Source organism: Cohnella sp., from assembly GCF_041641335.1.
GTDB lineage: Bacteria > Bacillota > Bacilli > Paenibacillales > Paenibacillaceae > Cohnella.
On the sequence record NZ_JBEPYQ010000001.1, the window covers coordinates 66,584 to 91,702 of the forward strand.

The following is a 25,119-nucleotide window of genomic DNA, read 5'->3' on the forward strand; positions in this document are numbered from 1 at the left end:
CCTCTTCCGAAAGTCTGCGATTGCTTAACAATCGCTGATTAACGGGGCGGTGTTTTTCATTATGGGCAAGGAGGCGATCACTAGCTTTATTTTTCCGAATCTCGTACGTTATCAGACACATGCAAATCGGACAGCAACGCCATAACCAGCCTCGCCCCATCGCGCATTCCCTGCAGGTATAAGCGTTCATTCTCCAAGGCCTGCCGGTAATGATGCTTGTCCTCCCACTCCGCAAACTCGGGCATTATATCCATACGGGAAAATAGTGCCTCGAAAGCTTGCTTCTCTTCGACGCGATGCCGGCTCACACTCGGATCGAACTGAATTCGGGCGGTTACTTCGTCAAGTCTCTCCTGGATCGCGCTTTGGAACCATGACGGCCACTCCAATGCCTTTCCTCCTTCTCGCAATTCTCCGCCTTCACCTCGTAGCGTTCTTCCATCATAGCTAATTCATAATCGTCAAAACGACCCATTATATTTGGCGAATTATTGTGCGTATTTTCCAGAAACATATTGAAAAAAAGACCCCAGCAGAGTCTTTTCTTCAATAGACAGAAACTAAATTAAAGCCGTATACCTGGTTGCTCTATTAGCTTGCCCTACTATAACATCTCAATCAATTGGACACCTTCGGGAACAGAATTTTGGTCAACCGTAAGTTCATAGTGTTTAAATGCTCTGGGAGGCTCACTCGGATTAATTAACTTTGCCTCAATCAGTTCGAACAGTGCCGCAGCCGGAGCATTCCCCAACTCGGATTCATGTTTGAACACATACAACTTACGTGCTGACATTTTACCTCGAGAGGCAGAACGGTCCTGATCAAACATCAGCTTAAGCGATTCGAAGAAGAGATCGAGATCCTCTTGAGTAAAGCCTGTTTTCTGGGCAAATTTAGCCGAAACGAATCCTTCCAATCTATATAGGCCATAGGGAACCAGATATTTTCTCCCCATCGTGCGGTTTTCAGAGGCATTTTCCTTCTCCGTAGTGGAGGCCATACGCGTAATGGTCACTTCCTGTTGAAGGATTACATCTTCACTTCTGGAGAAGCAAAGCTGAATCGGTCCCCGAACTTGCCCGCATTTAAAATCGCCAGTATCCATAACGGCTCCAAATGCTCTTACATCAAAAAATCGCCGGCACATATAAGCCTGAGCTGTCAGCTTATCATCCTTATTATCTTTCGTTTTCAGATCATTAGCTTCATACGCCTCTTTCTGTTTGTTATTTAATACCGCACCTTCACTAACGTAAATATCGAAACCGTCTTGACCTTCTTTAGAGAATTGAACGTAATTACGAACTTTGCGCTTAATGCTTACATCACTAACAAGACCATACCCTGTCTGCGGATCTATACGCGGCATATTGCCGGCATCCGGATCCCCATTGGGATTACCATTCTCGACGTCAAAGTACAGCACAAATTCATACCTGTTCTTCAATACTTCTCCCATCTTCTTCAGCCTCCTAAAATTATAAATTCTGATGACGTTTCGATTAAACCTCGACTACCGAATCATTGTCTTCTCCCGATTGTTCCTTATTCTTCCCTTTATAGAAGTCCTGTTCTTGATGAAAAAATCCCACTAAAAACTGGCCTTGTCCCTCGGCATTTAACGTCTTAGGAAATCCACTCGTTGGAATTTCCCCAAGCACCTCCAAGAGTAAGTTGTATAGGTAGATGTACCTTCCCTTATGATTTTTGTTTATTTTCGAAAAATGAGGTTGAGAATTGGTCAGCAGCGTTGGAAAAACTTGTTGGGGACTTGCTAATGCGGCGTTCATATACTTGTCTACAACAGACGCATTCACCTTTTCCAGAGCCTCTAATTGCGCCTTGTTCAAGATTGCTAACAATCTGCCTAATCGATACGGAATGGCTTTCTCGTTTGAATCTAGCACTTCACTCATCCTTTCTTCCTGCTTCATTTGCCGTGCCGATCGATTAAGGTAGCCCTTGATAACGCCGATTCGAATGCGATTGATTGCTTTCCCGGCATCATCAGATGCTTCTGCTCTTATTCTTCCGAGCATGGCCATGTAGAGACTATTGGGATACGGAACTCCTGTCATCACACTACGAATAAGAGATGATTGATGCGGTGGAGGAATGTTCTTACTTTCTCTGCGAAGAGCCGTCTCCAGTAATATCTGCGAGAAAGAGGGATGTTCAGGTTCCCAAGGTGCTCCTTTCACATAAATATCAGACTGGTGTCTCCGTATCTTTTCCAAGAATTCTTCAAATGTGTTGATATAGAAATAACGAATTACAGCTCTTGTCTTGTTAGAGGATAATCCTAGTACAAAAAATCTAACGTTGGCATTGAGATCTAACTGTTCTGGAGAAGTACCGTTGTAAAGATGATCCATCAGTCCGGAAAGTTTGCGCCGTGAGAACTCGTCCAACTTCCAATTGCCCGCTTCTCCATTAAGCATTGAATCGACAATCTGCTCTTCCAAATCCGCTTTCTTTTCTGCCCAAAATATCATTTTCTCATCATGGATGTTGAGACTATGATTTTTATCGTTTATAAGCAGATTCAGTGCCGTAACATACTTAAAAGCAGCGGACTCCGATATCGGAGCATTTTCTCCCTGCTCCTTGCGATATGAAACAAAGCTATCCTTATTGAATCCAACGAGCGTAGGCTTATCTTGGCCGAATCCGTCCAAATTGCCATGTATGCGTGCTATTGGGCCGACTTCCCCTGTCACAAGACACTGGCCTATGCCGGCTTCCTCGAAACGGCTATTCAAATAATTCGTCCAAGCTTCCCTTATAGCGGGTCTCTCATGAACATAGTTCCACATATCGTCTTCCAGTTGAAAAACAATATTCCCCCCATCCTCTAAACCTGAGGTATCTATGTCACCGTAGTCCAACGATCCTTTCTTTCGCTTGGAGAAAAATGAAAGGACAGCCACCGCCCCTTCGTCTTCTACTCCACCTAGGACCTGTTCGTGAAGATCCCTGCTTGCCTCAAACCTGTAGTTTGCTCCGTCCGAATCACCATAGATTCCAAATAAGAAGTTAGCGTTCTCGCACAGAAAAGCCGGTTCAGGCCGTTTACCCGATCTCTTAGGCTGTTGCGGAGTGAGAAGCCGCTGCGGAACGGCTTTAACTTTTTTCACATTCTTCTTTTCGAAATATTCTTGAAATTGAACGCGATCCAGAACTTGTACGATATTTCCCTCGATATCCAGTACAATACACTTGGACACTGGAGTAATGGCAAACCCGAAAGGCGCTATACTTTCCGGTTGTTCCTCCACCATGCGATCGTAAAATCCGCATAATGCCTGCAAAATCATACGCTCACCTCGCTAGGGACATCTATTATGCCGTTTTTCATCCGGGCATGGAAAAAACGAGGACTAAACGAATACAAAATTCTATTCTTCACCTCTTTTTGTTCATATTCAATGTTCCACAACATCCAACTAAGATCGTAGTCATCGTCATTAGCATAGTAGCTGATTGGCCGTTTCTCTTCCGCTTCTACAAGCCTAAATTTGGCAGCGAATTCCCTGCACCCCAAATAGGGGTTATGGAAACACTGGCCTTGTCTGGCCCTCCGCAAGAACATGTTATAGAATTTCTCCGGAGTATCGCTCTCTCCCGCTTTCTCCGGTAGGATGACAAAATGTGCATCGATGATGTAAGCCACATTGCGAAGTATAAGTGAAGCACGTTGCTGCCGATCTTCGGTAACATATTGGTGCAAGTCAATTTTAGAGCCCGCCATGGCAGCCGTAACATTCCTGGGGGGAATTTTAGAACCTACCTCGTTACGGCGAATCGATTCAAATTCAATTCGATTAAGGACTGTAATACGATCAACAACCCATTGAATAGCTGGTCGCCAAAATATGGCCTCTAACACTCCGCGAGCTGCCGATGGCGTGATTACGTCATAACTTACCCGCTCCGCTTTCATCTCAGGTCTTGAAAATAAAGCGTAATCCCCACTCACATGCAGTGACACACCATATCCCATTGAATTAGCCCTCCTCTTCTAAATAGACTTTCAAACCTAATCTATCACCGTATAAATCGGTAATATCCCCTTCGAAGCTTCCTTCTGAATCCTGCAGATAGTAGATGACGTTACCGATGATTCCTAATCTTTCTTTTTTGCGTAAGTATTCCAGTTCTTTCGGGTATAAAGAAATTGCGTAACGCTGTAATTTACGGCTGAAGCTAGCGGGAAACCGGGAATCATTGGCCTGTTGAAGTAACTCTCGGCAAGCTGCGTTGTGAGGAATCACAACGGAAACGGTATCTTCTTTAATAAATTGATACTGCTCAGCAATCTCACGGAACTGAAACGAATACTCATCCGCGGCACCATTCAGATTACGCAAGATCCCATGCTTGTCCAATTGACTCTTTTCTTGAAAATAGAATCGCTGAAAATATTCTTCTACCGCTTCTGGAGTTAAAGGATCAGCATGGCGACTTAGGATCAATTTGGCCAATTTGGCTCTTCCTGAATACCACGCATAAGGTAACGATGGGTAATCGGCTGATTCGAAAAGGAACATGATTCCTTTTTCAGCCAACATCTCACGGTTGCAGCGTCCGGCTGCTTGGGCGATACTCTCTATTCCGGTCATTTCCCGCATAACGATAGGGAAATCAATATCTACTCCCGCTTCAACAAGACTTGTAGCGATGACATAGCATGGACCTTCTTTGGCCTTTGATTTGATCTTTTCCAACATCTCTATTCGATCGTCTGCGGTCATTAAAGCACTTAAATGATAGACATTGGACTTCTTGAGTTGCTCTGACTTCGTAAGAAGGCTAAATAAATGTTGTGCCTGTTTTCTAGTGTTGACGATACACAAAACTCGATTTCCATTGGAAATAATTAACTCGGCTAATTCTAGATTTGTCTTCCTGCCAACGAAGGTAGTATTGACTCTCTTCAGTTCCGAATACAGTTGGCGTGGTTCCTCAATAATTTCGATAGGCTGTATCCCATCCAACCAAGAATCTTGGAAAGCAGGCTGAGTCGCCGTACAAAACAAAACCGTAACCCCGTAATCAGCAATTAAGCAGCGAAGCACTGCCAAAGTCGGCAACAAAAGATGCTCAGGCAAAGCTTGTGCTTCGTCCAAGATAATGACACTGTTTGCCAGTCTGTGTAACTTGCGAGCACGCGAAGGTTTAGAGGCAAACAGACTCTCGAATAATTGAACATTGGTGGTAACAATCAGCCCAGCATCAAAATTCTCGCTGTCGAGCAATCGGGGTTCCAACTCGTCTTCATTCCCTGGTTCTATAACGATATTGCTGTGATACTCCAGAACCGTATTCAGATTATCTTCACCTAGCGCCTCTCGGTATACTCCAACCGTTTGTTCTATCAAGCTCGTGAAGGGTAATGCGACTATTATTCTCCTCACACAATTTTCAATGGTATTGTGATGTCTGGCATGCTCCAAGGCGAAAGTCAAAGAACTGTAGGTCTTTCCGCTTCCAGTAGGGGCACGCAGTATATAGAAGCCTTTCGGCCCGAGAGCTTTTCGCAGACAACTTTTCAGCACTCTTCTTCGAGCTCGAGCCATTAACGAATCAGATGATGAAGATAAAAGTTCATCCAGCTTCTTTTGATACAACACATTTAACTGCTCCAACCGCATAAAGCGTTGTCTGGCAGCCGCTTTCTCCGGATGTAAAAACCGTTCAGTATCCAAGTAATCAGCATCAACAAGTGCAGAGTATATCATGCGAATCCACAATGACCGTGACATACCTCTATTCGCTGTAGGTGATCGTTTAGGAATGGTATGCTCAATTAGTTCAGGAAAAAATGGAGGGATATTGTCAATAATCTTAAATTCGTTTTTGGATAATACATCAAATAGGCCAGAATGACCCCCACGCGAGATATGATCGGGTAGTCCCCCATGATGTCCATAAATTGCATACGCCAAGATAAGACCGTATGGATGCGGATAGTGCTGATAAACTGCAAGAGCTCCCATTGTTTTATGATCTACCTTGAGTTTTGAGCCTTCAAGTCTACGCTGGAAGTCAAGTAGGTTCTTCCCGTAATCATGCACATAACCGAGAATTTCTCCAAGTATTCCACACCTAAAACAGCCAGCGAATTTTCCTGCAAAATTCGCAGTACCTTCCGAATGAGGATCGAGTCCATGCCATTGTTCTTTGGGGAGTAACTTTTTCGTTAGTGGGTCTCGTTTGGAATGGGCATATTTCATTGCAGACACTTCCTTTGTTATCAGGATGTCTGTTGATCTGGGGTGTGAGAAGGGTAGATCATTGCGTCTTAATTGTTTTTATAGTATATGTTAAGTTAATGTCTATCCTCAGATTATCTCAATGATAACTCGCAGTCAATAACTTTTTCCATTTTAGGATCAAAAATCAAATTATGGAACTACGGTTACCCTTTCTTTTTCAATGATTTAATAGTAGTATTGACGCAGGTCGCTCCTCACGCAGGAGCGTGGATTGAAACATAGTATTTGTGAAGTACATCCTACAGGGGCTTCGGCCCCTCCTCTTTATTCTGAACTATTTCGTATCTCCCTCTGCACCTAATGGGGGATCATGGGTTATAACATTATGTCTTTCAATGGTACATCGTATATACTGGGAGTTTAAGTCAATCTGAGATTATAATAGAGTAGTAGTTATATTCGGTTTGGTGCGAACCCCAAGCTCACATGATTTTCCTGAGGGATTCGCACCTCTTGCAGAACACGGGCTCTCGGGTTTTCGGAGCATTTTTGAGCCTATTTCCTCCCCACCAAAATGCCGATTCGCACTTTTGAGCCCCAAATCCCTTACCCTGCAAGGTCTCAAATGGGGCGCTGTCGCTCTCCCTGTACGGGAGCGTGGATTGAAACTACAAGACGGCCATGCTCGACCGTCTACTCCCGGGTCGCTCTCCCTGTACGGGAGCGTGGATTGAAACTATATTGTTGTTCAGGATAATGAATGGAGTATGGCGTCGCTCTCCCTGTACGGGAGCGTGGATTGAAACAATTACATACTTATCGACATCACAAACCGCAACTGTCGCTCTCCCTGTACGGGAGCGTGGATTGAAACATTTGATGTTCGATTGCATTTTTCCTTTGCAGCCGTCGCTCCCTGAACGGGAGCGTGGATTGAAACTGATAGGCCACAAGCTGCTTTAGCAGTACTTCGTCGTCGCTCCCTGTACGGGAGCGTGGATTGAAACACGGTCCCGGTTAGCGGCACATCCTTCATCGCAGTCGCTCCCTGTACGGGAGCGTGGATTGAAACTGATTGCCCGGTGGCGCGCCGCCTTTGTTGCCGAGTCGCTCCCTGTACGGGAGCGTGGATTGAAACGCTCCGTCGAACACTCTCAACGTGCCGGACTTTGTGGTCGCTCCCTGTACGGGAGCGTGGATTGAAACCTTCGGGATTAATATCAAGGAGAACCCAAGCTTGTCGCTCCCTGTACGGAAGGGAGGCGTGGTTAACTCCCCCAGCCTAAAGCTAGGATTGCCGCTCTCCCTGCACCAACGAGGATTCATGTGCGCTCTAAATAAGAAAGCAGTCCTTAAGCCTCTTCGCCTCAGGGCCGCTCTTTGAAATTCCATCTCTCATAAATCATTACCCACTCTGAACCTTAACTTGCTTGCCTTTGAAAGCAATGCCCAGCTTGACGATGTCCGAGATGCCCATTGCCCGCAGTTCAGCATCGTATTGCTTAGTCTCAATCTGCCGAAGAGCCGAGACAACGGCTTCATCAAGCGACTCTTCTTCGTACCGATCGGCCTTTTTAAACTCGATGATAATCCCCTTTTGCCCTTTGGACTTATCTCTGGGAATAACCATTACATCATATCTCCCATAGCCGCTTTCGCGGTTCGAACGCACCTCATACGTTTCGCCCAAATGCACCATCATCCCGAGCACAAACGCGTGATAGAGAGCTTCCGACTTATCCTTGCCCACATCATTATAGCTGAAAGTTCGCAACACAACGTCTCTGAATCTGGCTTGAAAAGAAGGGATATCCCCTCTAGTCAGCGCCTCTAACAGTTGTTGCTCTTGACCTTCTGTCGTGTCAGTTAACCAAGTACGCAACAATTTTCGTTAGAAATAATACAGCTCCCGGTTCGGTACATCCAGTAGGCCGTGCAGGTTCGCCATCTTCTTTACGTTCCACCTGCAATGGCTTCAAATATCCGCTCAACAGCAAGAAAGACCAGACAGCCTCTGGCGATCGTTCGATTCCCGGTATACGATCGTATCATCCAGCCGGATCGGTCCAATCGGTCGACGCTCCAACAACTCAGCAACCAGTTGCTGCACTTCACCGCTTTCGCTACGCAAAAGATTCCGGTCATGACACTCTTGCGAAGATGAATATTGTTCATAAAGGCTTTCGATTAATATACCCCAAGCAGTACCACAAACCAATAATGGGAGTAATTGTCGAGTGCTACGTTCAACTCTTTGATCCGAGATCGCCCTTTATTCGCCTTATTCCCGTGTCTCTTCGGGTTGAATCACCGCTGAACCAGCCGTCTCGCAATCCAGTTGAATTCCAAATCGCTCCGCTATTCCTTGCTTCCCTATCTGCGTGATTCGCACGGCCCGGCTGCGCTCCTCCCGTCGAAACCAATCCATTTCTAACATCCGTTCGGTTAATCCTTGTCCGAGCGCGCCGGCTAAATGATACTCGCGCTCCGTCCAATCGAGACAGCAGCGAGAGAAAGCCCGCCGCTTCTTGCGGAGTTGGAGCAAATCTAAACCGATCTCCTCAAAAAAACGTTCACCGGATGCCGTAACGTGAAGCTGCAAGCCCTCTTTCAACAAATGCTCCCTTTCGAGCAGCGATTTCGTAATTCGTACCGCTACTTCCCCGGCCAAATGGTCGTAGCACATCCGTGCGTGGCGTAACTTTTTCATTTGGTCCGATTGTCGTAGCGAGACGACTGGCGTTGGCCCGGCAAACGAAAGTAATTGCTCGATCGCTTCCGCATCGCTCGCTTGAGCTATCCGGTAATACCTGTGCCGGCCATGCTTTTCGACCGTCACCATCCCGATCTCGGTCATCTTCGTCAAATGGAAGCTGGTCGTTTGCGGGGTAATCCCCGCGGCGGCAGCCAAGTCCCCAGCTGGATGGCATCGACCGTCCAGAAGATGCATCAAAATGGCCGCCCGAGACGGGTCGCTTATCAACGAAGCAATGGACGATACATTCCGTTTCATCTTCATCTTAGCCTCCTTTAGTTGCATTCCACATTTCGATGATAATGGAAGCGTCCATGAATTACAATGATGTAGGGGCATTAGCCTATCGAAATATACACCCATCGGAGGTACTAGAAAATGATCCTGAAAACATCCCCTACGGAATCAAGTCATTTGAACATTCAACCCAAAATTTTATACTACGGTATGCCCGTCATCCTCGTTACGACGCTGAACGAAGACGGTACGACCAACATCAGCCCCCTGTCCTCATCTTGGGCGCTCGGACGCTATTTGGTGCTGGGAATGGGTTTAGGTGGAAAAGGCCTTGACAACCTGCAGCAAACGCCTGAGCTGGTCATCAACATCCCCGGTGCTTCCATGTGGCGGAAGGTTGAAAAGCTGGGATCGCTCACGGGAAAATATCCGGTGCCGGATGATAAAGCGAGAATGGGCTACCGTTACGAGCCGGATAAATTCACCGTTGCCGGACTTACTCCAGATGCTTCGCTCTTCGTCAAACCTCAAAGAATCGCGGAATGCCCGCTGCAAATCGAATGCACAGTCAAGAAGATTTCGTTCCCGGACTATGCACCGTTGTTTGCGATTGTCGAAACCGAAGCGTTGCAAATCTACGCCCTCCCGGACATCACGAAGAAGGTGGGTAGCGATCATATTGACCCCTCTCGCTGGAATCCGCTTATTTACAACTTCCGTCATTACTTCGGCCTTGGAGATCGTCTGGGTACCAATTTTCGCGCCGAAGTATAGTGAAATAATTATCCGCTAAGTCCTAGTATGCTTCCACAACATGCCAAAATGCTTATAATAGAGATAGACTTAACGAATTTAGTGCGAACCCCAAGCTCACATGATTTTCCTGGGGGATTCGCACCTCTTGCTGCACAAGGGTTTTCGGGTTTTTGAGCCGTTTTTGAAGCTGATTTTCAAGTGGAAATTGACGATTCGCACTTTCGGACCTCAAATCCCTTGCGCAGCAAGGGCTCAGAAGGCCCGCTGTCGCTCCCCGTGCGGGAGCGTGGATTGAAATCGGTTCGGCATCAATACGGCGCTTCGGGCTGGGGAGTCGCTCCCCGTGCGGGAGCGTGGATTGAAATAACGTTGAGGTAATGCTTTTGTCAGTTTGTGTCGGTCGCTCCCACGCGGGAGGTTGGATTGAAACTTGTAAAAGAAAATCACCGCTTCTTTCCGTCAGAGATTGTTGCAAATCGCCCGACAAAGGAAGCGGTGCTTCTGTCTGTACTTACTTTAATCCAATATTGCCCTGGAAAATAAATCGTGGATCAGCTCATCATTTTCACACGACTGCTTGAATCCTGCAGCAAATCGAAGCAAATCTTCCTTCCGATCGGAATACGCACAGAATATGCCTGCCTCCGGGTCGAAACGTACAATCCCTAACAGTTCCTGCTTATAGCTTCCTGCTGTCAAGATCACCGAGACATTCTCGCTGTCATGTTCGAACCAAGTGAACGGTTATAGCTCCTCTTCGAACGAATTCGCTCCTTGATCATCCAAGTCGGATTCAATAGCTGCCAGCTTACCCACCAAACGCTCGGTTGCAGCCCCCGTAAGGCTTAATATGCCTCCGTCGTTAGCAATATCCCCTTGCTCGATCCGTTCGTCCAGCCAACTCGTAATAAAACCGGGCGCGTACCCGCTGGTGCTAAAACCTTTTGCAAAGACGATGATGTCCGAATAGTCCGCAAGATATTGCTCTCGCGTCACCTCCGGGTAAGCTTGGGTGTACAACCAGAACTGGATATCATACATCAGCATGGATAGCTCGTCCGCATGAAGAGAGAAATGACCTTTATCCTCTACGATCCGGGTACAAATATGGCGTATGACCGCTTCAATCTGACTTATTCCTTCTGCTTTCTCACATAACGAATGCAATAAGGGAGAGAATTGTGCATTCTTCACCTTGTCCAACGCATCAAGCTTGTCCTGCTCGGAAGTGTCGAATACTTCTTCGTTAACCAACCCTACGATAAAAGTCGCAAAGCTCGGAGCAAGGTAGGTGATCCGGTAATCAGCCTCCTGATCCACATGTACGACGGCAGGCTCACCGTCCCGGCCGCAAGCGCGATAATCCAGCATAATTACATCATGCCCTGCTGATGGACATTCACAGATGACAACTCCAATGTCAGGGTAGCCCCATTCTTCAAGCATAAAACCGCTGCCCAAATCACCGCACAAACTGTAAGTTTTCTCGCGTCCGATCCCCATAATACCGGTAATCGCAATGTGATCCTCCGCCCAGGAGGTCGGGATAGCCGTCGGAAAACAAGTATTTACCGGGATGCCGCCGTTCTGCTGTTGCATCAGCCAAATATAATCCGCCGGAAGCTTGTACCCAAGCTCCTCTTCTATAGAAGCTATCATCTCTGCAGTAGGCGGTGCCTCTATGTAGCTCTCGTTAGCATAATCGCTCCGCTCCCAAAATTGACTGAAGTCGCGCTCCCGAAAGGGTACACGATTAATCTCCTTAATCGCCTCGGCTTGCCTCTTCATTATATCGCGGCAATACTCCATAAACTCCTGAACGGTTTCAATGTCAGACCCTAGTTTCTCTGCCTGCTCGATTGCCGACAGAGCCTCTTCCCATTGCTGCAACAAGAAATAAGCATAACCGATGCGCCAGTGCCACGCTGGATCCCATCTTCCCTGCTCTTCAATCGACAACAACTGCTGCAACGCTTCGCTATATCGCCCCAAATTGTTAAGCGCGCGGCCATAGTGATTTACGATTGCGTAGTCCAGCTCCGACTCGGGCAGTTGTTCAATCGTTTCGGCAATTTTGTCATGCTGATCATCTTCATACCAGCTTTGCAGCTTGTCCAGCAATTCTTTTGACATAATTTCACTTCCTCCTCGAACAATGCTGCGCAGAGGTCGGTTGGTGTCCGCTCCTTCCAATCTAGTATTGCTTTCAGGAAAAAGCTTCTTCCGTGCAGATCGACCTCATGTGATAGGTAACCAGCTTTACGATTTGTTCGTAATCCACCCGCTTTGTATCCAGATATGCGTGCAGAGCTATACCGTCTATTAAAGCGTACAACCGTTCGATCTCCAGCTCGCAGTCCAGTTCCGGACGCAGCGCTCCGGATTCCTTCATGCTTCGGAGCATGCGTTCGATAAGAGCCAGTATGCCGTCATTCAGAATATTGTAGGAAGAGCCGCTGCTTCTATAGTGGGTGTTGAACGCGAACCACACCTCCATCTCGGCCAGCTTGTCCTTGTCCGTAGGCAGCAGCTCCAGCAATATTTTCAGAGCCTTCTGGAAGATCGGTATTTCCAAACGGCTAAGTTCATAAATACGGGCAGCAGCTCGCTCTTTCACCAGATCCATCGAAAAGTCAAGCAATTCATCCTGAGTCGAAAAATAATGACGCAGCGCCCCCAGCGACAGCCCCGACTCCTGGGCAATATTTCTTACAGTCGCTCCTTTCATGCCCATCCTTTTAATGACACGTAAAGCAGCTCCGGCAATTAGCAATCTCCGTTCGTCGTGATCTACGATTTTAGTCATAACCTCATTGTAACAAAGGCGTCGCCTGCAAACAACGAAATAATACAATTGTATTATTCGGAGTCTGGTGATATACTTTTCCAATCTAAATAATACGATTGTATTGCAATGGAGGGGACGCAATTGAATTTCATTGGCGTAATGATTGTCGCTTGCGAAGTCGCTTTTTGGATTGTCATTATAGTTGGCCTATTTACCCGTTACCTGCTGAACCAAAAGAGATTGGGTTTATTTTTTCTAGCGCTTACTCCGCTAATTGATTTGATTTTGCTGGCCATTACGGGATTCGACCTGTACCGCGGCGCTTCCGCTACCCTGGCGCATGGGATCGCGGCTGTGTATATCGGAGTGTCCATCGCTTTCGGCAAATCGATGATTGCCTGGGCGGACGAACGATTCCGATACTACATCGCCAAGCAGGGAGAAAAGCCGATCCAACGCTATGGTCTGGACTATGCCCGTCACTATTTTAAGAGCTGGCTGAGACATGTGCTTGCTTACGTCATCGGAATTGGCTGCCTGTACGGACTCATTTACCTGGTTCAGGACCCGGAACGAACCGAAACATTATACGGCACAATCCGATTATGGTCGCTTATCTTAGGCATCGATCTGCTGATTGCCATCGCCTATTTCGTTTGGCCCAAGAAAGCGCCTGACCCTTCCGCAAAAGGACGAACCTTATGAGAATATCCAAATCCATTCTGGAGGAAGAGAACTTTACCGGCAATCCGCCGGTATTCGTGATGAAGCTGCTGAAGCAAAGCGGTGTCATGCGTGTTTTTCAGGATTGGCTGCTGGAAGGGCAGGTTCCGCAAGAAGACAGGGATGTCTTCATTAATGTAATCTCAACCCCGAACTATTTTGAAGCGAAGGCTGAGGAAGGAAGACTAGCCTACACGACGGAGGATGCAATTCGCGGACAGAAGCTCGGCGACTTGCCCGTCCGGATTATTGCGCGCGGAGTAGCGCCGGACTATAATTCTGTGGGCATCTCGGAAGAAGGCGGACACAAGCTCGAAGCTATATGGCAGGCAGGCCAGCGCAATATGCTGAACATTTCGACAGATAGCAAGCTGATCATAGCGGAAACAAGCGGGCATATGGTCATCCACGATCAGCCTGAACTGGTCATGGAAACTATAAGCGAGCTGCTGTTCCCGCTTCCGTAGTTCTGTGAATCACGGCTCTTTCTGGGACCCGGGGGGACGAGATTCGCCCGGACCTGGCCTAATCGAGGTTGATTTTGTAACAAAAAGGTTATATTATGAGTAATATAGGTTACATTATAGAAGGGAGAGATCAATACGTCATCCGAAGTCACCCAATTGGAAACAAGCAGAAGAACCTTTTTAAAAGGAAATTTGATTGGTTTTGCAATATGGCAACTGTTCTATCTAATCCCTTTTTTTCATTTGGACAGCGTAAAATGGGTTACCGTTCTCACAACCGGACTTTCACTGATTGGCCTATGTATCTGGGCGTTTTACCTCATTAGAATTGTTATTTTATCGCTTCATATGGTAAAAAGACGCCCGCTGACCAATCCCTTAAATAACGAGTATTTTAGATGGATTCGACTGAAGAGCTTTACAATCGGTTTCTGGGGCATTTTGGCATCCGCTGGAGTTTTATTCGTACTGAGCCTATATACGACTATTGAAGCCCGGCTCGCGCTTCATTTATTGCTCGTGGTTGCTGTCGTCTCCCCCCTGGCGGCCTACTTAAGCTTTGACAAAAATGAGGTAATCGACGATTAGTGAAGATATACTGAAGAACACGATAAAGGTGCAGCGAGCCAAAATGAATTTGACCCAAGAACAGTTGGCCGAATTGATCGGAGTCACCAGAAAAACGATCAACACAATCGAGAATGGCAAGTTCATACCCAGTACCATAATAGCCATTAAAATGGCGCGAGCATTACAACTGCCGGTTGAGGAATTGTTTATTCTGAACTAGGATCCTCAGCGTCCAACGATAGCGGATTGTACCGTCAGAGAAAGCTGTGCCAGCATCCGCCCGATGCTTTTAATAAGCGCTGCTCCGGTGTCGATAAGGAATGTCGGGCACTGCCCGTCTCCCCTATTCCCGGCAGGCGCCTTGAAGGCAACTGCCGGAAAGAGCGGTGATAATACGCCTCTGCACCTACACGACTCGCTCCGCCACACTCGTCTCCTCACCGTTATGCCAGATCAACTTCATGCTTTGCCCTGCTGACTCGGCGGCAAATTCCAGCTCGGTAGCCGTCTGCTGTTCGTAGAAGCGGGTGGGACTAAGCGGCAGAAGGTTCATCGTCATGCCATTACCGAGAGTCATGCGCAGCCGTCCCGGCTCCATGATCACTTCCACATCCATCGTCCTCCCTTCTTCCTGCGTATGGGCGAAGCGGTATGACCCCTCATGCGGCTGACACTGCTGCGAAGTCAGCGAGACAATCACTCGCTCGACCAAAGGCTCAGGCAATCGGTATTCGCCGCCGCACAAGATGTGTTCGATGCCCTCGATCATTTGCTGGTTATAACTGTAATCGCGTGTCCCGTTCTGCAGCAGGATTAAGGTCAGCCCTTTGTCCACATACCGCTTGAACATCGTCGCATAGCCCGGCCAGCCGCCGCTGTGATACACAACTTTGCCGAGTCGCTCATCCTGTTCGATCAGCCATCCGAAACCGTAATGAAAAGCTTCTCCACCGTTCAACAGCACCGGTGCAAACATCGTTTCGCGAACATGCGCAGGAACAAATGCATCGTCGTACAAAGCTCGATCAAGCCGCAGCAAGTCGCCGGCCGTACTATTGACCATTCCATCGCCCTGCAGTCCGTCCAGATAGCGGACATAGTCCAGATCGTCCACCTCATCCGGCAGCACATAGCCGTTATGATCCAGCCGATGAACGTATCCCAGCGCATAGTCATCCGGCATTGCCTCAGGCTGTATGCGGCGATTATATACGCGTGTGCGCATCATGCCTTGCGGCCGAAAAACGCATTCGTCCAGAAAGTCGCCGTACAACTGGCCGCTGATCCGTTCGATCAATAGCGCCAGCAGGATATATCCGGTATTGCTGTACTGCCATTGATCGCCGGGCGCAAACAACGGTTCGGGTCTGTGCTCGATCAGCATGCGCAGCACATCCTCATTGCAGGCATATTGCGAGCGATCCCACACTTCAGCGAACAATTCCATATAATCGGGCAAACCGGACGTATGGCACAGCAAGTGACGTATCGAAATCCCCGGATAAGGCAGTTCCGGCATCCATTTGGCTACCGGGTCCTCCCAGTCCAGTTCTCCCCTCTGCTTCAAAAGCACAATGCCTAACGCCGTAATTGGCTTGGATACCGATGCCAATTCAAACATGGAGTCGACAGTGAGCGGGCGCTTCACGCCGCCGTCCAGTCCCGTTGCCAAGCCGATTGCTTCAAGCAGCCATACCTCATCACGATCGGCAACCAGCACTACTCCATTGTATATTCCCTGCTTCCTGATCCCCTTCGTCCACGCCGCCAGTTCCGCCTTTATCCGCTGTGTCCGATTTTGAGCCAAATTCATAAGACCTCCCCCTCCTTCTGATCCATCCCATGCAGTCCATACTTGCTTGCATAGTGAGCCAATGCCTCATCCAGCCAGGCCGTCTCCCGATCATCAAACGGCATATCTACCAATTGTTCCAAATGCTCATGCTGCTCCTTCGGAATATGGACAAAGTTGGCTATCGCCTCATCATCAAGAAAGCCCAGCACTCGCTTGACATAAAAATCGATCATCACCTCAGCTTCGGCAGAGTCTGAGGCTCCCATCGATAATCGTTTGACCGATTGGACAAAGGCAAGCAGTTCTCGATCCAGTTCGACTTTTGCATCCTTTGAAATATCGAACAAAGCCATCGCCGTTTGTTCCGATAACTGTTCGGCAACCCATTCGCGTTGCTTGTCCTCCCTTAACATGTTGCGAATGAGCAAAAACATCATATCATGTTCCAATTCCCCTTCATGCTGCAAGTTAGCCCGCATTCTCTCGAGTATATCCAGCGACTTATCCAGCTTAGCGCGGGCAGCTTCCAGGGCCTGCTTCTGCATGTCCAATGTTTCCGCCAGACTCATATCCGACTTGGGATTGTTGATGAACTGACGAATACGCTCCAAAGAGAAGCCGAGCGATTTCAAACCGATAATTTTCTGCAGGGTAATCAGATCATCCGTACCATAGATCCGATGACCGCTTGCCTGGCGACGCGGGCGCAACAAACCCATCTCATCATAATGATGGAGCGTTCTTACCGGAATACCGCTCAATTCAGCAAATTTGCCGATGGGATAGGTTTCTTTGTCCATTTCCTCTCCTCCTCTCGCCTCCCATTATAAAACCTCCAGTTACTGTAGGTGCAAGCAAATAAATAGAGATATCGATCATTCGTCGTACGTAGTTCAAACAAGCCGGTAAAAAACCACATAATAATCCGCTAAGTCCGAGTAGGCTTCCAAAGCATGCCAGAAAATGCTTATAATAGAGATAGACTCAACGTATTCGGTGCGAACCCCAAGCTCACATGATTTTCCTGGGGGATTCGCACCTCTTGCTGCACAAGGGTTTTCGGGTTTTGAGTCGTTTCTGAAGCCGATTTTTCGAGTGGAAATTGACGATTCGCACTTTCGGACCTCAAATCCCTTGCCCTGCAAGGGCTCAGAAGGCCCGCTGTCGCTCCCTGTACGGGAGCGTGGATTGAAACTTACCATCCCCCGTCTTTCGCGCCTCTTTGCTGAGGTCGCTCCCTGTACGGGAGCGTGGATTGAAACCATAATCGACCAATTGCCGGTAAACCTCGTTATTCGCAGCCATGTAGAGATCGACTTCGGGCTGCGCCCCAAACCTTAAGCGCGTGAAAATTCCATGATCACCGTACACAGATGAAAAGGGGTATCCCATCCTTTTGAGGCGGGCTAACGAAGCGCTACTTTCTCTCCGAAAAGCGATTTCAATGGAACCGTTGTTTCCTTAATAACCGCTACTTTTAAGATCTATCCGCAACGTCAAACCTGCGAATAGGTCCGATTATTGAGGCTGGTTACGATGCATTTTCATTTTATGCTGCATTTGTTGCTGAAGCGTTTGGGATTGGCGGGATTGGCGTAATTCGGATTCATTTAACCATTGGAGAACGGAAGCGAGCACATCGTCCCGGCCCGGTTCGTTATGAAGTTCGTGCCGACAGCCCGGCCACTCTTGGAAGGTACAGAGAGTGCAAGCGCGTTCGGCAAATAGCCTGCTTCCTTTAATGGAGGTAACCTCGTCGTTGCTCCCGTGGAGAAGAAGCACCGGAACGGTCAATTCCCGCGCCTGGGCAAGCGCCCTCCAACCGGCCCATTGCACGTTGATAAAAAATCTTAGGGTAATCTTCGTATGGCTCAACGAGTCCTTTGCGTTGCCCCTGATCGTTTCCGGAGCGAGTATCGCTTGCTCGGCTGCCGAAGAACGGGATCCGAGACGCATTCGCTCCGCGATCCGCTCCGCCAACCGATTCGGCAGCCTCTTGAACGCCAGCTTGAGCCACGGCCCCGTTACGATCGCTCCGTCCAGCTTGGACTTTCTCCTCAGCAAGTAATTGATCGTTACGTTCCCTCCCATGCTGTGTCCATAAAGGAACCTCGGCAAGTTTGGGTACCGCCGGTCCACTTCGGCGAGCAGGAAATCGACGCCTTCGAGAAGCGTATCGTAAATAGGGATATCCCCGCGCTTGCCGCCTGTACGCCCGTGCCCGCGCTGGTCCAAAGCGAAAACGGCATAACCTGCGGCCGTTAACGTTTGGGCCACATGAATATAAAGTCCGGTATGCTCTCCCATCCCATGAACAATTCCGATCGCCGCCTTGACTTGGCGCTCGCCGATCGGTTTCCATGAGCAGCCGAACATTCGGGTTCCGTCGCTGGACCGCCCCTCGAATTCCGTATAGTTCATCGATTTACCCCCTTATGCGCGAGTCACGAGTATTTGTTTTAAGGACGCCCAACATAGTTTTGCCAAAATATCAATTTGAAAACGGGAAATGGGATCAAAATGTTGTTCTCAAAACGACCCCAAAATTAAAAAAAAGGCCGCGATGTACGCGACCTTCGGAAATTCTATTCATTCATCGACGGCGACCGTTTCCGGGGAGCCTCGAAGCCATACTTTGACGGCGACGTCAGGCTTCGGGTCGCCGACGAACTTGGCGCTGAACGACAGCGTTTGCCCGCCGTGACGGACGGTCGGCGCTTCAGCCGAGGCTTCGATGACGCGAATCAGGTTGCGGTTCGCGTCGTAGACGCGCCCGATGCGGGTGCCGTCGCACTCCAGATACTGATTCGCCGCCACTTCCGTATCGAACGTCATATAGACGCCGTCCGTGTAGAAGGTCGGGCGCTGCACTGCCGCGTCTTCGTTGCCATAAGACGGGCGCACGCGCATCGTGAAGCGGAGCGGCTGCTCGTTGTACTTGTTGAACAGCGCCCAGTCCGAGCCGCCCGGCTGTCCCGGCTGCTGTTCGGCCGGGCTGCAGACGAGCGGCTTCGTCGCCTGCACTGGATACAGCTTCCACCGCCGCACCCCGTCCGGCTCCAGATGCCAATCCCCCTTCGGATCGACGAGCCGCTTCCGCTGCTCCGCGCTGAACGCGCCGAGCCGCCGGGCCGTCTCCCACTCCCGTACCGCCGCCAGCAGCGGCTCGATGTTGCCGTTTCGCTTCAAGACGACGCCATCCGCCACCAGCGCGAAGCCCGCTCCAAAGCCGGCCGCTTTGGACAGCACCCACTCGATCTCGTCCAGCGCCGTCGACTCGAAGCGGTCGGACGCCGAACGGATGAGGAACCAGCCGAGCATCCGCGGAATGAAGTTGCGCTCGAAATACCGCTGATTGCTGAGCCGCCATTCCAACTGCCCCTCGCGCGTCTCCGCCCCCCAAGGCTCGCCCCAATTGAACCGGGTCGCAATGTGCCAGAGGTAGTTCGGCACCGCTATGCTCGCGTCGTTGATCACTTCCTGCTTCCATCGCCGGTATTGCCTTTCGACAAACTTGACGACGCCGTAATCGTCTTGCCCCGTTGCGTACAGCCCCTCCAGGCCGTCGAATGAAACCTGCCGAATGCCGGCCCTATTCATCAGCTCCGCCAGCCGATCGGCATATTCGTCCTGCAGCTCCAAATCCGGAAACACGACGTCGTACGGATGATCCCACAGCCGGTCTACCTTTTCCCCCTTGGCGTGCTTAGATGCAGCCGTGCCGTGCATGCCGCGCTTCACGCCGAGCAGCCGCCATGGCGCCGTCTCCGATACCGTCTCGTATTCGACCAGCTCATTGCCGATTCTTGCCGTCTTGCGATACAGCGAAACGGTAAACGGCCACGGTTCGTCGATGACCAACCAGTCGTTCCGTTCGCCCGCCTCCTCCAGAAGCTCGGCCGATCCGATCGGCTGCAGACGTTTGTCCGGAACCGGGCTGACGTAAGGATCATTTAAAGTCGTAAAATTACTGAGCGTATGGATGCCGAGCGAGATCCCCTCCGCCCTTGCCGTCTCCGAACAAAGCTTCAATCCTTCGTCGCCGCTCGGAAAGCTGCCGCGCTTGAGCTTGAAGTGGCCCCATTGCTCGAAGGGATCGGGATGATAGACGTAGCGGAGCCCGGCCAGCTTGGCGTACCGAACCGCATCCCCGATCGTCTCTTCCGTGAAATCGGTAATCAAGTAGGATTGATTGGCCGCCGGAGACGTCTTTCCCCACTGCCCTTCGATAGTCGGGTGGGGCAGATCCTCGCCCAGCTCGATTCGTTCGATCGTGGAGAGCACCTGGTCGAACGGACAGCCGAACAAGGCGATGCGGCTGCCCGCAATAACGGCGTCCTCGCCCTCAAAGGGCCGCACGTCAGCCGACGGCACGTTCCACACTTGGCGGATCGACCGCTTCGTCCGGTCGCGCGTATAGGCTTGCAGCACGCTTCCGCCGTCCGTCGTAGGCCAAGCGGTGCATACAGGATATTCGAACTTGCTGTCCGACGGCTGGCGGCCGTCCGGGTCCGGCGCTCCCTCGGCGTAAGACGATGCCATCCCGTCCAATCGCTCCAGCTCCAGCGGCCAGCCGCCGACCGTCTTCGCGTTAAGCGCCTGCAAGCCGATCGCGAATCGGCCGTCATGCACGATGCCGACCGACTCGCCGATCGATCCGCCGACGCTGGTGCGGAACGGCCCCCAAAGGATGGCATCCGGCTCGCCCTGTTCGATGGACAATACCTCAAGCACCGCGTAACCGTCCTTGGTCTGCACGCCGATCTTCGCCGCCGTCCCGTTCGGGTACGTCAGCGTCAGTTCCCCCGTCCGGCCCCCGGACTCGCAACGGGACGGCGACAGCAACTCCCCGTCCTTCAGCACCCGCAGCAGAGGAGAAGGCCGATCCGCCAGCGGCAGACCGCCCGAATCGCCGTTTCCGCCGGTCCGCAGCCATACCTCTCCCCGCTCTTCGATCGCCAGATCAAGCTGTCCGGCCCGAATGTTGTTGATCATCGATGATCCTCCCTTTCGCTCCTGGCAAAGAACCGCCGCAGACGCGGCAGCACTCAGGAGGCTATTGCCCGTTTGACGAGACAACAACCTCCTGCGAACGTTACCGAAGATTATTTCAAATACTGATCATAGATTTGCTGAGCCTCTTCGAGCACCTTGTCTCCGCCCATTTTCCGCCACTCGGCCACGAAACCGTCGAACTCGTTCAGCGATTTGCGCCCCGTAATGAAGTCGATAAAGGTCGTCAGCGTAAATTGCTTCAGCTTGTCTTGCGTTTCATTGTAGACCGGCTTGCTGAACGGAGCGAGAATGTCGATTTCGCGGGAACCTTGAGCCCGGGTATCCTTCGCCAGCTGGCGCAGGCTTTCGTCCGACGTATATGAAGTTTGAAAATCGTAATCGTTAAACGATCCGGCCATGGAATAGGCGACGATGCCCGCCTTCTTGCGCTCGTCCTCGTTGTCGTAAGGCGGAATGAACTCTACCGTCCCCTTGTCGCTCCGCTTCCAGTGCGTGCCTTCGATTCCGAAATTCAGCGCCGCGTAGGAATCGGGCTCGAACTGAGTCGCCTCGAACACCTGCATGTAGCGAATCATTTTCGCTTGATCCTGCTCCAGCTGCTTGCCGAACATGACTCCGGATGCGAACGCCGGATTGTATTGCGAGATGCCCCATTTGCCGTCCGGTCCTTTCACTCCGCCCGTAATCGCGAAGTTGAAATCCGGATTTTGCGCCTTGAGCTTGTCGAGCCACTGCTCGCCGCCGAGGAACGCGCTGCCCGGCAAGAACGCCCACCAATAATACTCGATCGCGCCGACTTTGCCGCCAAGCACTTTGTCTTCAACGTTATTGCCTTTGTTGACGACGAATTCCGGATCGATCAGTTCGTTCTTGTACCAGCGATTAAGCACTTCCAGAGCTTGCTTGGCGCCCGGCTCGATCTCTCCGCGTACGATCTTCCCGTCCTTCTCGCGGAAAATGTTCGGATAGGCGTCGAACGCGCCGAAGACGGAACTCATCATCGACTCGATATTGTCGCCGGACGAGGTGATGCCGTACGTATCCTTCTTGTTGTTGCCGTCCGGATCGTCGTTGCGGAATTTGGTAAGCGCCTCTTCCATTTCTTCCAACGTTTCCGGCGTTTTCGTAATTCCGACCTTCTTCAGCCAATCCTCGCGGAACCCAAGCTGCACGCCGTCGATGCCGATGTCCCAGATGACCGGCAGGGCGTAAATTTTGCCGTCCCGCCGCACGTATTGGAACGGATCGTCGCCGAGGTACCGCTTCAGCCAGGCTACATATTTCGGCATATTTTGCTCAATCAGCTCCTGCGGAATTTCCGCCGCCACGCTCTGCTGCAGCAGCTTGTCGTAATCCGGGAACGACGGCTCCTTCCACCAATCCGGAATATCGTTCGAAGCCAGCATCAGGTTTAATTTCTCTTTCATCGCTTCCCGTGTCGTCGAGATGTAGTCGACTTCGATGTTCAGTTTTTGCTGTAACGCCGTGATCCCCGGGGAATTCTTCATGGCCGTTCCGTCGAGATCCCAGAACGTCAGCTTCATCGGAGCTTCCGGCGCAGGGCTTTCGCTTGAACTCGAAGCCGCGCTTTCGCTGGGAGAAGCGCTGTTAGAAGCGCTTGGACTTGAATTGCCTCCGTTCTTATTCCCGCCGCACGCCGACAGCAACGTTGCCGTAAGGACAATCGCCAGCGAGAGAGACAGCCAACCTTTCTTTTTCATCTGCAACCAACCCTTCCCTTATCGATGTTATCTATTAAAAGGGGCTTTACCCTTTAATAGCGCCGATCATGACGCCTTTCACGAAGTACTTCTGAATGAACGGATAAACGATCAGCATCGGGATAATCGAGAACATAATGACGGTGGACTGCAATTGCCTGCCCGAGAAAGCCGTCGCTTTGCCGATGCTGTTGATCACGTTGTTGATGTCGGACATGTCGTTCTGAATGACGATTTTCCGCAAAATGACCTGCAGCACTTGCTTATCCGGATCGCTCACGTAGATCATCGCGTCGAACCAGGCGTTCCAATGGCCGACCCCAACCCATAGCGCGATGGTGGCGAGTACGGGTTTGGAGAGCGGAATGACGATCTGGAAAAATATCCTCGCGTAGCCTGCACCGTCGACGCGAGCCGATTCTTCGAGCTCTTCGGGAATGCCGCGGAAAAAGTTGCGCATAATGAGCACGTTAAACGCGCCGATCATGCCGGGGATGACAAGAACCCACAGCGTATTGATCATGTTCAGCTCTTTGATGAGTAAGTAAGTCGGAATCAGCCCGCCTCCGAACAGCATCGTGAACAAAATAATGCCGGTGAATGCACCGTTAAACGGCAAATCCCGTTTGGCCAGCGGATACGAGGTCAGCGCGGTGAAGAATACGGACAGCAGCACGCCGATTAGCGTTCTCAGAATCGTGTTGCCGTAGCCCGTCCACAATTCCGCAAAATCGAACGCTAACTTATAGCTGGCTAGCGTCAACTCCTTCGGCCATAAAACCAGTCCTGACGCATAGGCCGTTCCGCCTACCCCCGCCCCATCCAAAGAAATGACGACTTGCGTCCAGAACGGATACAGCGTAATTATCATTATGACCGCCATTGCCGCATACAGCACCGCATCGACCACCCGGTCTCCGCTCGACTTTTTTACGTTGATCATCGTCTTCTGCCTCCCTCTCCCGGCTTACCACAGCGCGTGATCGCGGCCGCCAAGCCGCTTGACGATCTGGTTGACTACGACGATCAGGACGAGCGCCACCGCCGACTTGAACAATCCGACGGCCGTCGCGTAGCTGTAGTTCATCTCCAGCAGACCTTTGCGGTACACGTAAGTGTCGATGATGTCGGCCACTCTGTAAACCTTGACGTTGTACATATTGAAAATTTGATCGAAGCCCGCGTCCAGAATGCCGGACATCGACAGGATCAGCATGATCGCAATGACCGGGGCCAGCATTGGAATCGATATGCGAAACATTCTCTGGAACCTGCCCGCCCCGTCCATGATGGCCGCTTCGTGCAGCTGCGGATCGATGTTCGTAATCGCCGCGAAGTAAATGATCGAGCCCCATCCGAAGCCTTGGTAAATGCTCGTCGCGACGAGAATGGAACGGAAATACCGGTCGTCCGCCAAGAAGAGAACGGGATCTCCGCCCATCAGCTTGACGATCGAGTTGACCGGGCCCTCCAGCGAGAAGACGGTGAAGAAAATACCGCCGAGCACGACCCAGGACATAAAATGCGGCAAGTACGAGACGGTCTGCACCAGCTTCTTGTACTTGGCGCTCGCGATCTCGCTCATCAGCAGCGCGAACAGAATCGGAATCGGAAAACCGAAGACCAGTTTGTACAGACTGATAATGAGCGTGTTTTTCAAAATGGTGTAGAAATAGCCGTCCGAGAAAATGGCTTCGAAATGCTTCCACCCGGCCCACGGGCTGCCGACGATGCCCTCCGTCAGCTTGTAGTCCTTGAACGCCAGCAGAACGCCGTACATGGGGGCATAGTGGAAAACCGCGTAATAAACCATGGCCGGAATCATCATCAGCAGGAGCACGCGATACCGCTTGACGAGGCGCATCCGCTCGGAATGTATCCGTTTTCTTTCCATCGATGCCGTTTTGTTCATCCTGTCGCCTCCTCCTATTTTCCACTATACCAGCGGCCGGATAAGAAAGAATTATCAAAGATTTTAGAAACGCTTCGGTTTTTTACGAACTTCACTCGAACGATCAAGAAAAAAAGAAACCCGCACTCCCCGCAAGCTCGCGAGGATGCGAGATTCTA

Annotated in this window: 22 protein-coding genes and 1 CRISPR repeat array; of the genes, 5 read left to right on the forward strand and 17 right to left on the reverse strand. The window is 50.4% G+C overall.

The features are described 5' to 3' along the window. Nucleotides 1-86 precede the first annotated feature (86 nt). From ACESLM_RS00330 to ACESLM_RS00360, 7 genes are all read right to left on the reverse strand, one after another. Nucleotides 87-389 (reverse strand): hypothetical protein, encoded by a 303-nt coding sequence (locus tag ACESLM_RS00330; RefSeq protein ID WP_372628911.1) that lies wholly within the window; start codon nt 387-389, stop codon nt 87-89. A gap of 215 nt (nt 390-604) precedes the next feature. Continuing rightward, nucleotides 605-1,462, reverse strand: coding sequence for a type I-C CRISPR-associated protein Cas7/Csd2 (gene cas7c, locus ACESLM_RS00335; RefSeq protein WP_372628913.1), 858 nt, complete (start codon nt 1,460-1,462; stop codon nt 605-607). 43 nt (nt 1,463-1,505) lie between these two features. After that, a complete protein-coding gene (gene cas8c, locus ACESLM_RS00340) occupies nt 1,506-3,320 on the reverse strand; it encodes a type I-C CRISPR-associated protein Cas8c/Csd1 (protein WP_372628915.1) in 1,815 nt (604 codons plus the stop codon). Beyond that, complete coding sequence (gene cas5c, locus ACESLM_RS00345) at nt 3,317-4,006, reverse strand: type I-C CRISPR-associated protein Cas5c (RefSeq protein WP_372628917.1); 690 nt, start codon at nt 4,004-4,006, stop codon at nt 3,317-3,319. The genes cas8c and cas5c overlap by 4 nt, the downstream gene beginning before the upstream one ends. A 4-nt stretch (nt 4,007-4,010) precedes the next feature. Continuing rightward, on the reverse strand, nt 4,011-6,239 hold the full coding sequence (cas3, locus tag ACESLM_RS00350) for a CRISPR-associated helicase Cas3' (protein WP_372628920.1): 2,229 nt from the start codon (nt 6,237-6,239) through the stop codon (nt 4,011-4,013). 619 nt (nt 6,240-6,858) lie between these two features. After that, nucleotides 6,859-7,427: a CRISPR direct-repeat array (repeat unit 32 nt; unit sequence GTCGCTCCCTGTACGGGAGCGTGGATTGAAAC). A 199-nt stretch (nt 7,428-7,626) separates the two neighbouring features. Further along, complete coding sequence (locus tag ACESLM_RS00355) at nt 7,627-7,995, reverse strand: PD-(D/E)XK nuclease domain-containing protein (RefSeq protein WP_372628922.1); 369 nt, start codon at nt 7,993-7,995, stop codon at nt 7,627-7,629. A 507-nt stretch (nt 7,996-8,502) separates the two neighbouring features. Beyond that, on the reverse strand, nt 8,503-9,234 hold the full coding sequence (locus ACESLM_RS00360) for an ArsR/SmtB family transcription factor (RefSeq protein WP_372629034.1): 732 nt from the start codon (nt 9,232-9,234) through the stop codon (nt 8,503-8,505). A gap of 120 nt (nt 9,235-9,354) precedes the next feature. On the opposite strand from ACESLM_RS00360, the gene ACESLM_RS00365 reads away from it, so the two are divergent. After that, on the forward strand, nt 9,355-9,987 hold the full coding sequence (locus ACESLM_RS00365) for a flavin reductase family protein (protein WP_372628924.1): 633 nt from the start codon (nt 9,355-9,357) through the stop codon (nt 9,985-9,987). Nucleotides 9,988-10,485: 498 nt separating this feature from the next. Here the strand turns inward: ACESLM_RS00365 and ACESLM_RS00370 are convergent, their stop codons facing one another. The 3 genes from ACESLM_RS00370 to ACESLM_RS00380 all read right to left on the reverse strand — a co-directional run bounded on the left by ACESLM_RS00370 (nt 10,486) and on the right by ACESLM_RS00380 (nt 12,775). Next, complete coding sequence (locus tag ACESLM_RS00370; protein ID WP_372628926.1) at nt 10,486-10,674, reverse strand: Imm51 family immunity protein; 189 nt, start codon at nt 10,672-10,674, stop codon at nt 10,486-10,488. A gap of 39 nt (nt 10,675-10,713) precedes the next feature. Further along, nucleotides 10,714-12,102, reverse strand: coding sequence for an SMI1/KNR4 family protein (locus tag ACESLM_RS00375; RefSeq protein ID WP_372628928.1), 1,389 nt, complete (start codon nt 12,100-12,102; stop codon nt 10,714-10,716). A 73-nt stretch (nt 12,103-12,175) separates the two neighbouring features. Further along, on the reverse strand, nt 12,176-12,775 hold the full coding sequence (locus ACESLM_RS00380) for a TetR/AcrR family transcriptional regulator (RefSeq protein WP_372628930.1): 600 nt from the start codon (nt 12,773-12,775) through the stop codon (nt 12,176-12,178). Nucleotides 12,776-12,916: 141 nt separating this feature from the next. Here ACESLM_RS00380 and ACESLM_RS00385 point away from each other — a divergent pair, with 141 nt between their 5' ends. From ACESLM_RS00385 to ACESLM_RS00400, 4 genes are all read left to right on the forward strand, one after another. Further along, complete coding sequence (locus ACESLM_RS00385; RefSeq protein ID WP_372629035.1) at nt 12,917-13,462, forward strand: hypothetical protein; 546 nt, start codon at nt 12,917-12,919, stop codon at nt 13,460-13,462. Then, entirely contained in the window at nt 13,459-13,947 is a 489-nt protein-coding gene (locus ACESLM_RS00390; RefSeq protein WP_372628932.1) for a PH domain-containing protein, read from the forward strand. The genes ACESLM_RS00385 and ACESLM_RS00390 overlap by 4 nt, the downstream gene beginning before the upstream one ends. Before the next feature lie 156 nt (nt 13,948-14,103). Continuing rightward, a complete protein-coding gene (locus ACESLM_RS00395; protein ID WP_372628934.1) occupies nt 14,104-14,535 on the forward strand; it encodes a hypothetical protein in 432 nt (143 codons plus the stop codon). Nucleotides 14,536-14,563: 28 nt separating this feature from the next. Continuing rightward, nucleotides 14,564-14,737 carry a helix-turn-helix transcriptional regulator gene (locus ACESLM_RS00400; RefSeq protein ID WP_372628936.1) on the forward strand — a complete coding sequence of 58 codons (174 nt, stop codon included), beginning with the start codon at nt 14,564-14,566 and terminating at the stop codon, nt 14,735-14,737. Between the two features lie 186 nt (nt 14,738-14,923). On the opposite strand, the gene ACESLM_RS00405 is transcribed toward ACESLM_RS00400, so the two are convergent. From ACESLM_RS00405 to ACESLM_RS00435, 7 genes are all read right to left on the reverse strand, one after another. After that, nucleotides 14,924-16,330 carry a serine hydrolase domain-containing protein gene (locus ACESLM_RS00405; RefSeq protein WP_372628938.1) on the reverse strand — a complete coding sequence of 469 codons (1,407 nt, stop codon included), beginning with the start codon at nt 16,328-16,330 and terminating at the stop codon, nt 14,924-14,926. Then, on the reverse strand, nt 16,327-17,112 hold the full coding sequence (locus ACESLM_RS00410; RefSeq protein WP_372628939.1) for a MerR family transcriptional regulator: 786 nt from the start codon (nt 17,110-17,112) through the stop codon (nt 16,327-16,329). Before ACESLM_RS00410 ends, ACESLM_RS00405 begins: the two co-directional genes overlap by 4 nt. A gap of 718 nt (nt 17,113-17,830) precedes the next feature. Continuing rightward, complete coding sequence (locus ACESLM_RS00415; RefSeq protein ID WP_372628940.1) at nt 17,831-18,733, reverse strand: alpha/beta hydrolase; 903 nt, start codon at nt 18,731-18,733, stop codon at nt 17,831-17,833. A gap of 168 nt (nt 18,734-18,901) precedes the next feature. Further along, nucleotides 18,902-21,307 carry a hypothetical protein gene (locus tag ACESLM_RS00420; protein ID WP_372628942.1) on the reverse strand — a complete coding sequence of 802 codons (2,406 nt, stop codon included), beginning with the start codon at nt 21,305-21,307 and terminating at the stop codon, nt 18,902-18,904. A 110-nt stretch (nt 21,308-21,417) separates the two neighbouring features. After that, nucleotides 21,418-23,049, reverse strand: coding sequence for an extracellular solute-binding protein (locus tag ACESLM_RS00425; RefSeq protein WP_372628944.1), 1,632 nt, complete (start codon nt 23,047-23,049; stop codon nt 21,418-21,420). A gap of 46 nt (nt 23,050-23,095) precedes the next feature. After that, the gene (locus ACESLM_RS00430) at nt 23,096-23,992 is read right to left on the reverse strand and encodes a carbohydrate ABC transporter permease (protein WP_372628946.1); all 897 of its coding nucleotides are present in this window, start codon (nt 23,990-23,992) and stop codon (nt 23,096-23,098) included. A 24-nt stretch (nt 23,993-24,016) separates the two neighbouring features. Further along, nucleotides 24,017-24,961, reverse strand: a complete 945-nt coding sequence (locus ACESLM_RS00435; RefSeq protein ID WP_372628948.1) for an ABC transporter permease — start codon at nt 24,959-24,961, stop codon at nt 24,017-24,019. Nucleotides 24,962-25,119: the final 158 nt, after the last annotated feature.

Coding starts and splice junctions, on each gene's coding strand:
- cas3 (WP_372628920.1), bottom strand. CDS start 6,239: ATGAAATATGCCCATTCCAAACGAGACCCACTAACGAAAAAGTTACTC.
- ACESLM_RS00385 (WP_372629035.1), top strand. CDS start 12,917: ATGATTGTCGCTTGCGAAGTCGCTTTTTGGATTGTCATTATAGTTGGC.
- cas8c (WP_372628915.1), bottom strand. CDS start 3,320: ATGATTTTGCAGGCATTATGCGGATTTTACGATCGCATGGTGGAGGAA.
- ACESLM_RS00380 (WP_372628930.1), bottom strand. CDS start 12,775: ATGACTAAAATCGTAGATCACGACGAACGGAGATTGCTAATTGCCGGA.
- ACESLM_RS00420 (WP_372628942.1), bottom strand. CDS start 21,307: ATGATCAACAACATTCGGGCCGGACAGCTTGATCTGGCGATCGAAGAG.
- ACESLM_RS00360 (WP_372629034.1), bottom strand. CDS start 9,234: ATGAAACGGAATGTATCGTCCATTGCTTCGTTGATAAGCGACCCGTCT.
- ACESLM_RS00390 (WP_372628932.1), top strand. CDS start 13,459: ATGAGAATATCCAAATCCATTCTGGAGGAAGAGAACTTTACCGGCAAT.
- ACESLM_RS00405 (WP_372628938.1), bottom strand. CDS start 16,330: ATGAATTTGGCTCAAAATCGGACACAGCGGATAAAGGCGGAACTGGCG.
- cas7c (WP_372628913.1), bottom strand. CDS start 1,462: ATGGGAGAAGTATTGAAGAACAGGTATGAATTTGTGCTGTACTTTGAC.
- ACESLM_RS00365 (WP_372628924.1), top strand. CDS start 9,355: ATGATCCTGAAAACATCCCCTACGGAATCAAGTCATTTGAACATTCAA.
- ACESLM_RS00415 (WP_372628940.1), bottom strand. CDS start 18,733: ATGAACTATACGGAATTCGAGGGGCGGTCCAGCGACGGAACCCGAATG.
- ACESLM_RS00410 (WP_372628939.1), bottom strand. CDS start 17,112: ATGGACAAAGAAACCTATCCCATCGGCAAATTTGCTGAATTGAGCGGT.
- cas5c (WP_372628917.1), bottom strand. CDS start 4,006: ATGGGATATGGTGTGTCACTGCATGTGAGTGGGGATTACGCTTTATTT.
- ACESLM_RS00425 (WP_372628944.1), bottom strand. CDS start 23,049: ATGAAAAAGAAAGGTTGGCTGTCTCTCTCGCTGGCGATTGTCCTTACG.
- ACESLM_RS00375 (WP_372628928.1), bottom strand. CDS start 12,102: ATGTCAAAAGAATTGCTGGACAAGCTGCAAAGCTGGTATGAAGATGAT.
- ACESLM_RS00435 (WP_372628948.1), bottom strand. CDS start 24,961: ATGAACAAAACGGCATCGATGGAAAGAAAACGGATACATTCCGAGCGG.
- ACESLM_RS00430 (WP_372628946.1), bottom strand. CDS start 23,992: ATGATCAACGTAAAAAAGTCGAGCGGAGACCGGGTGGTCGATGCGGTG.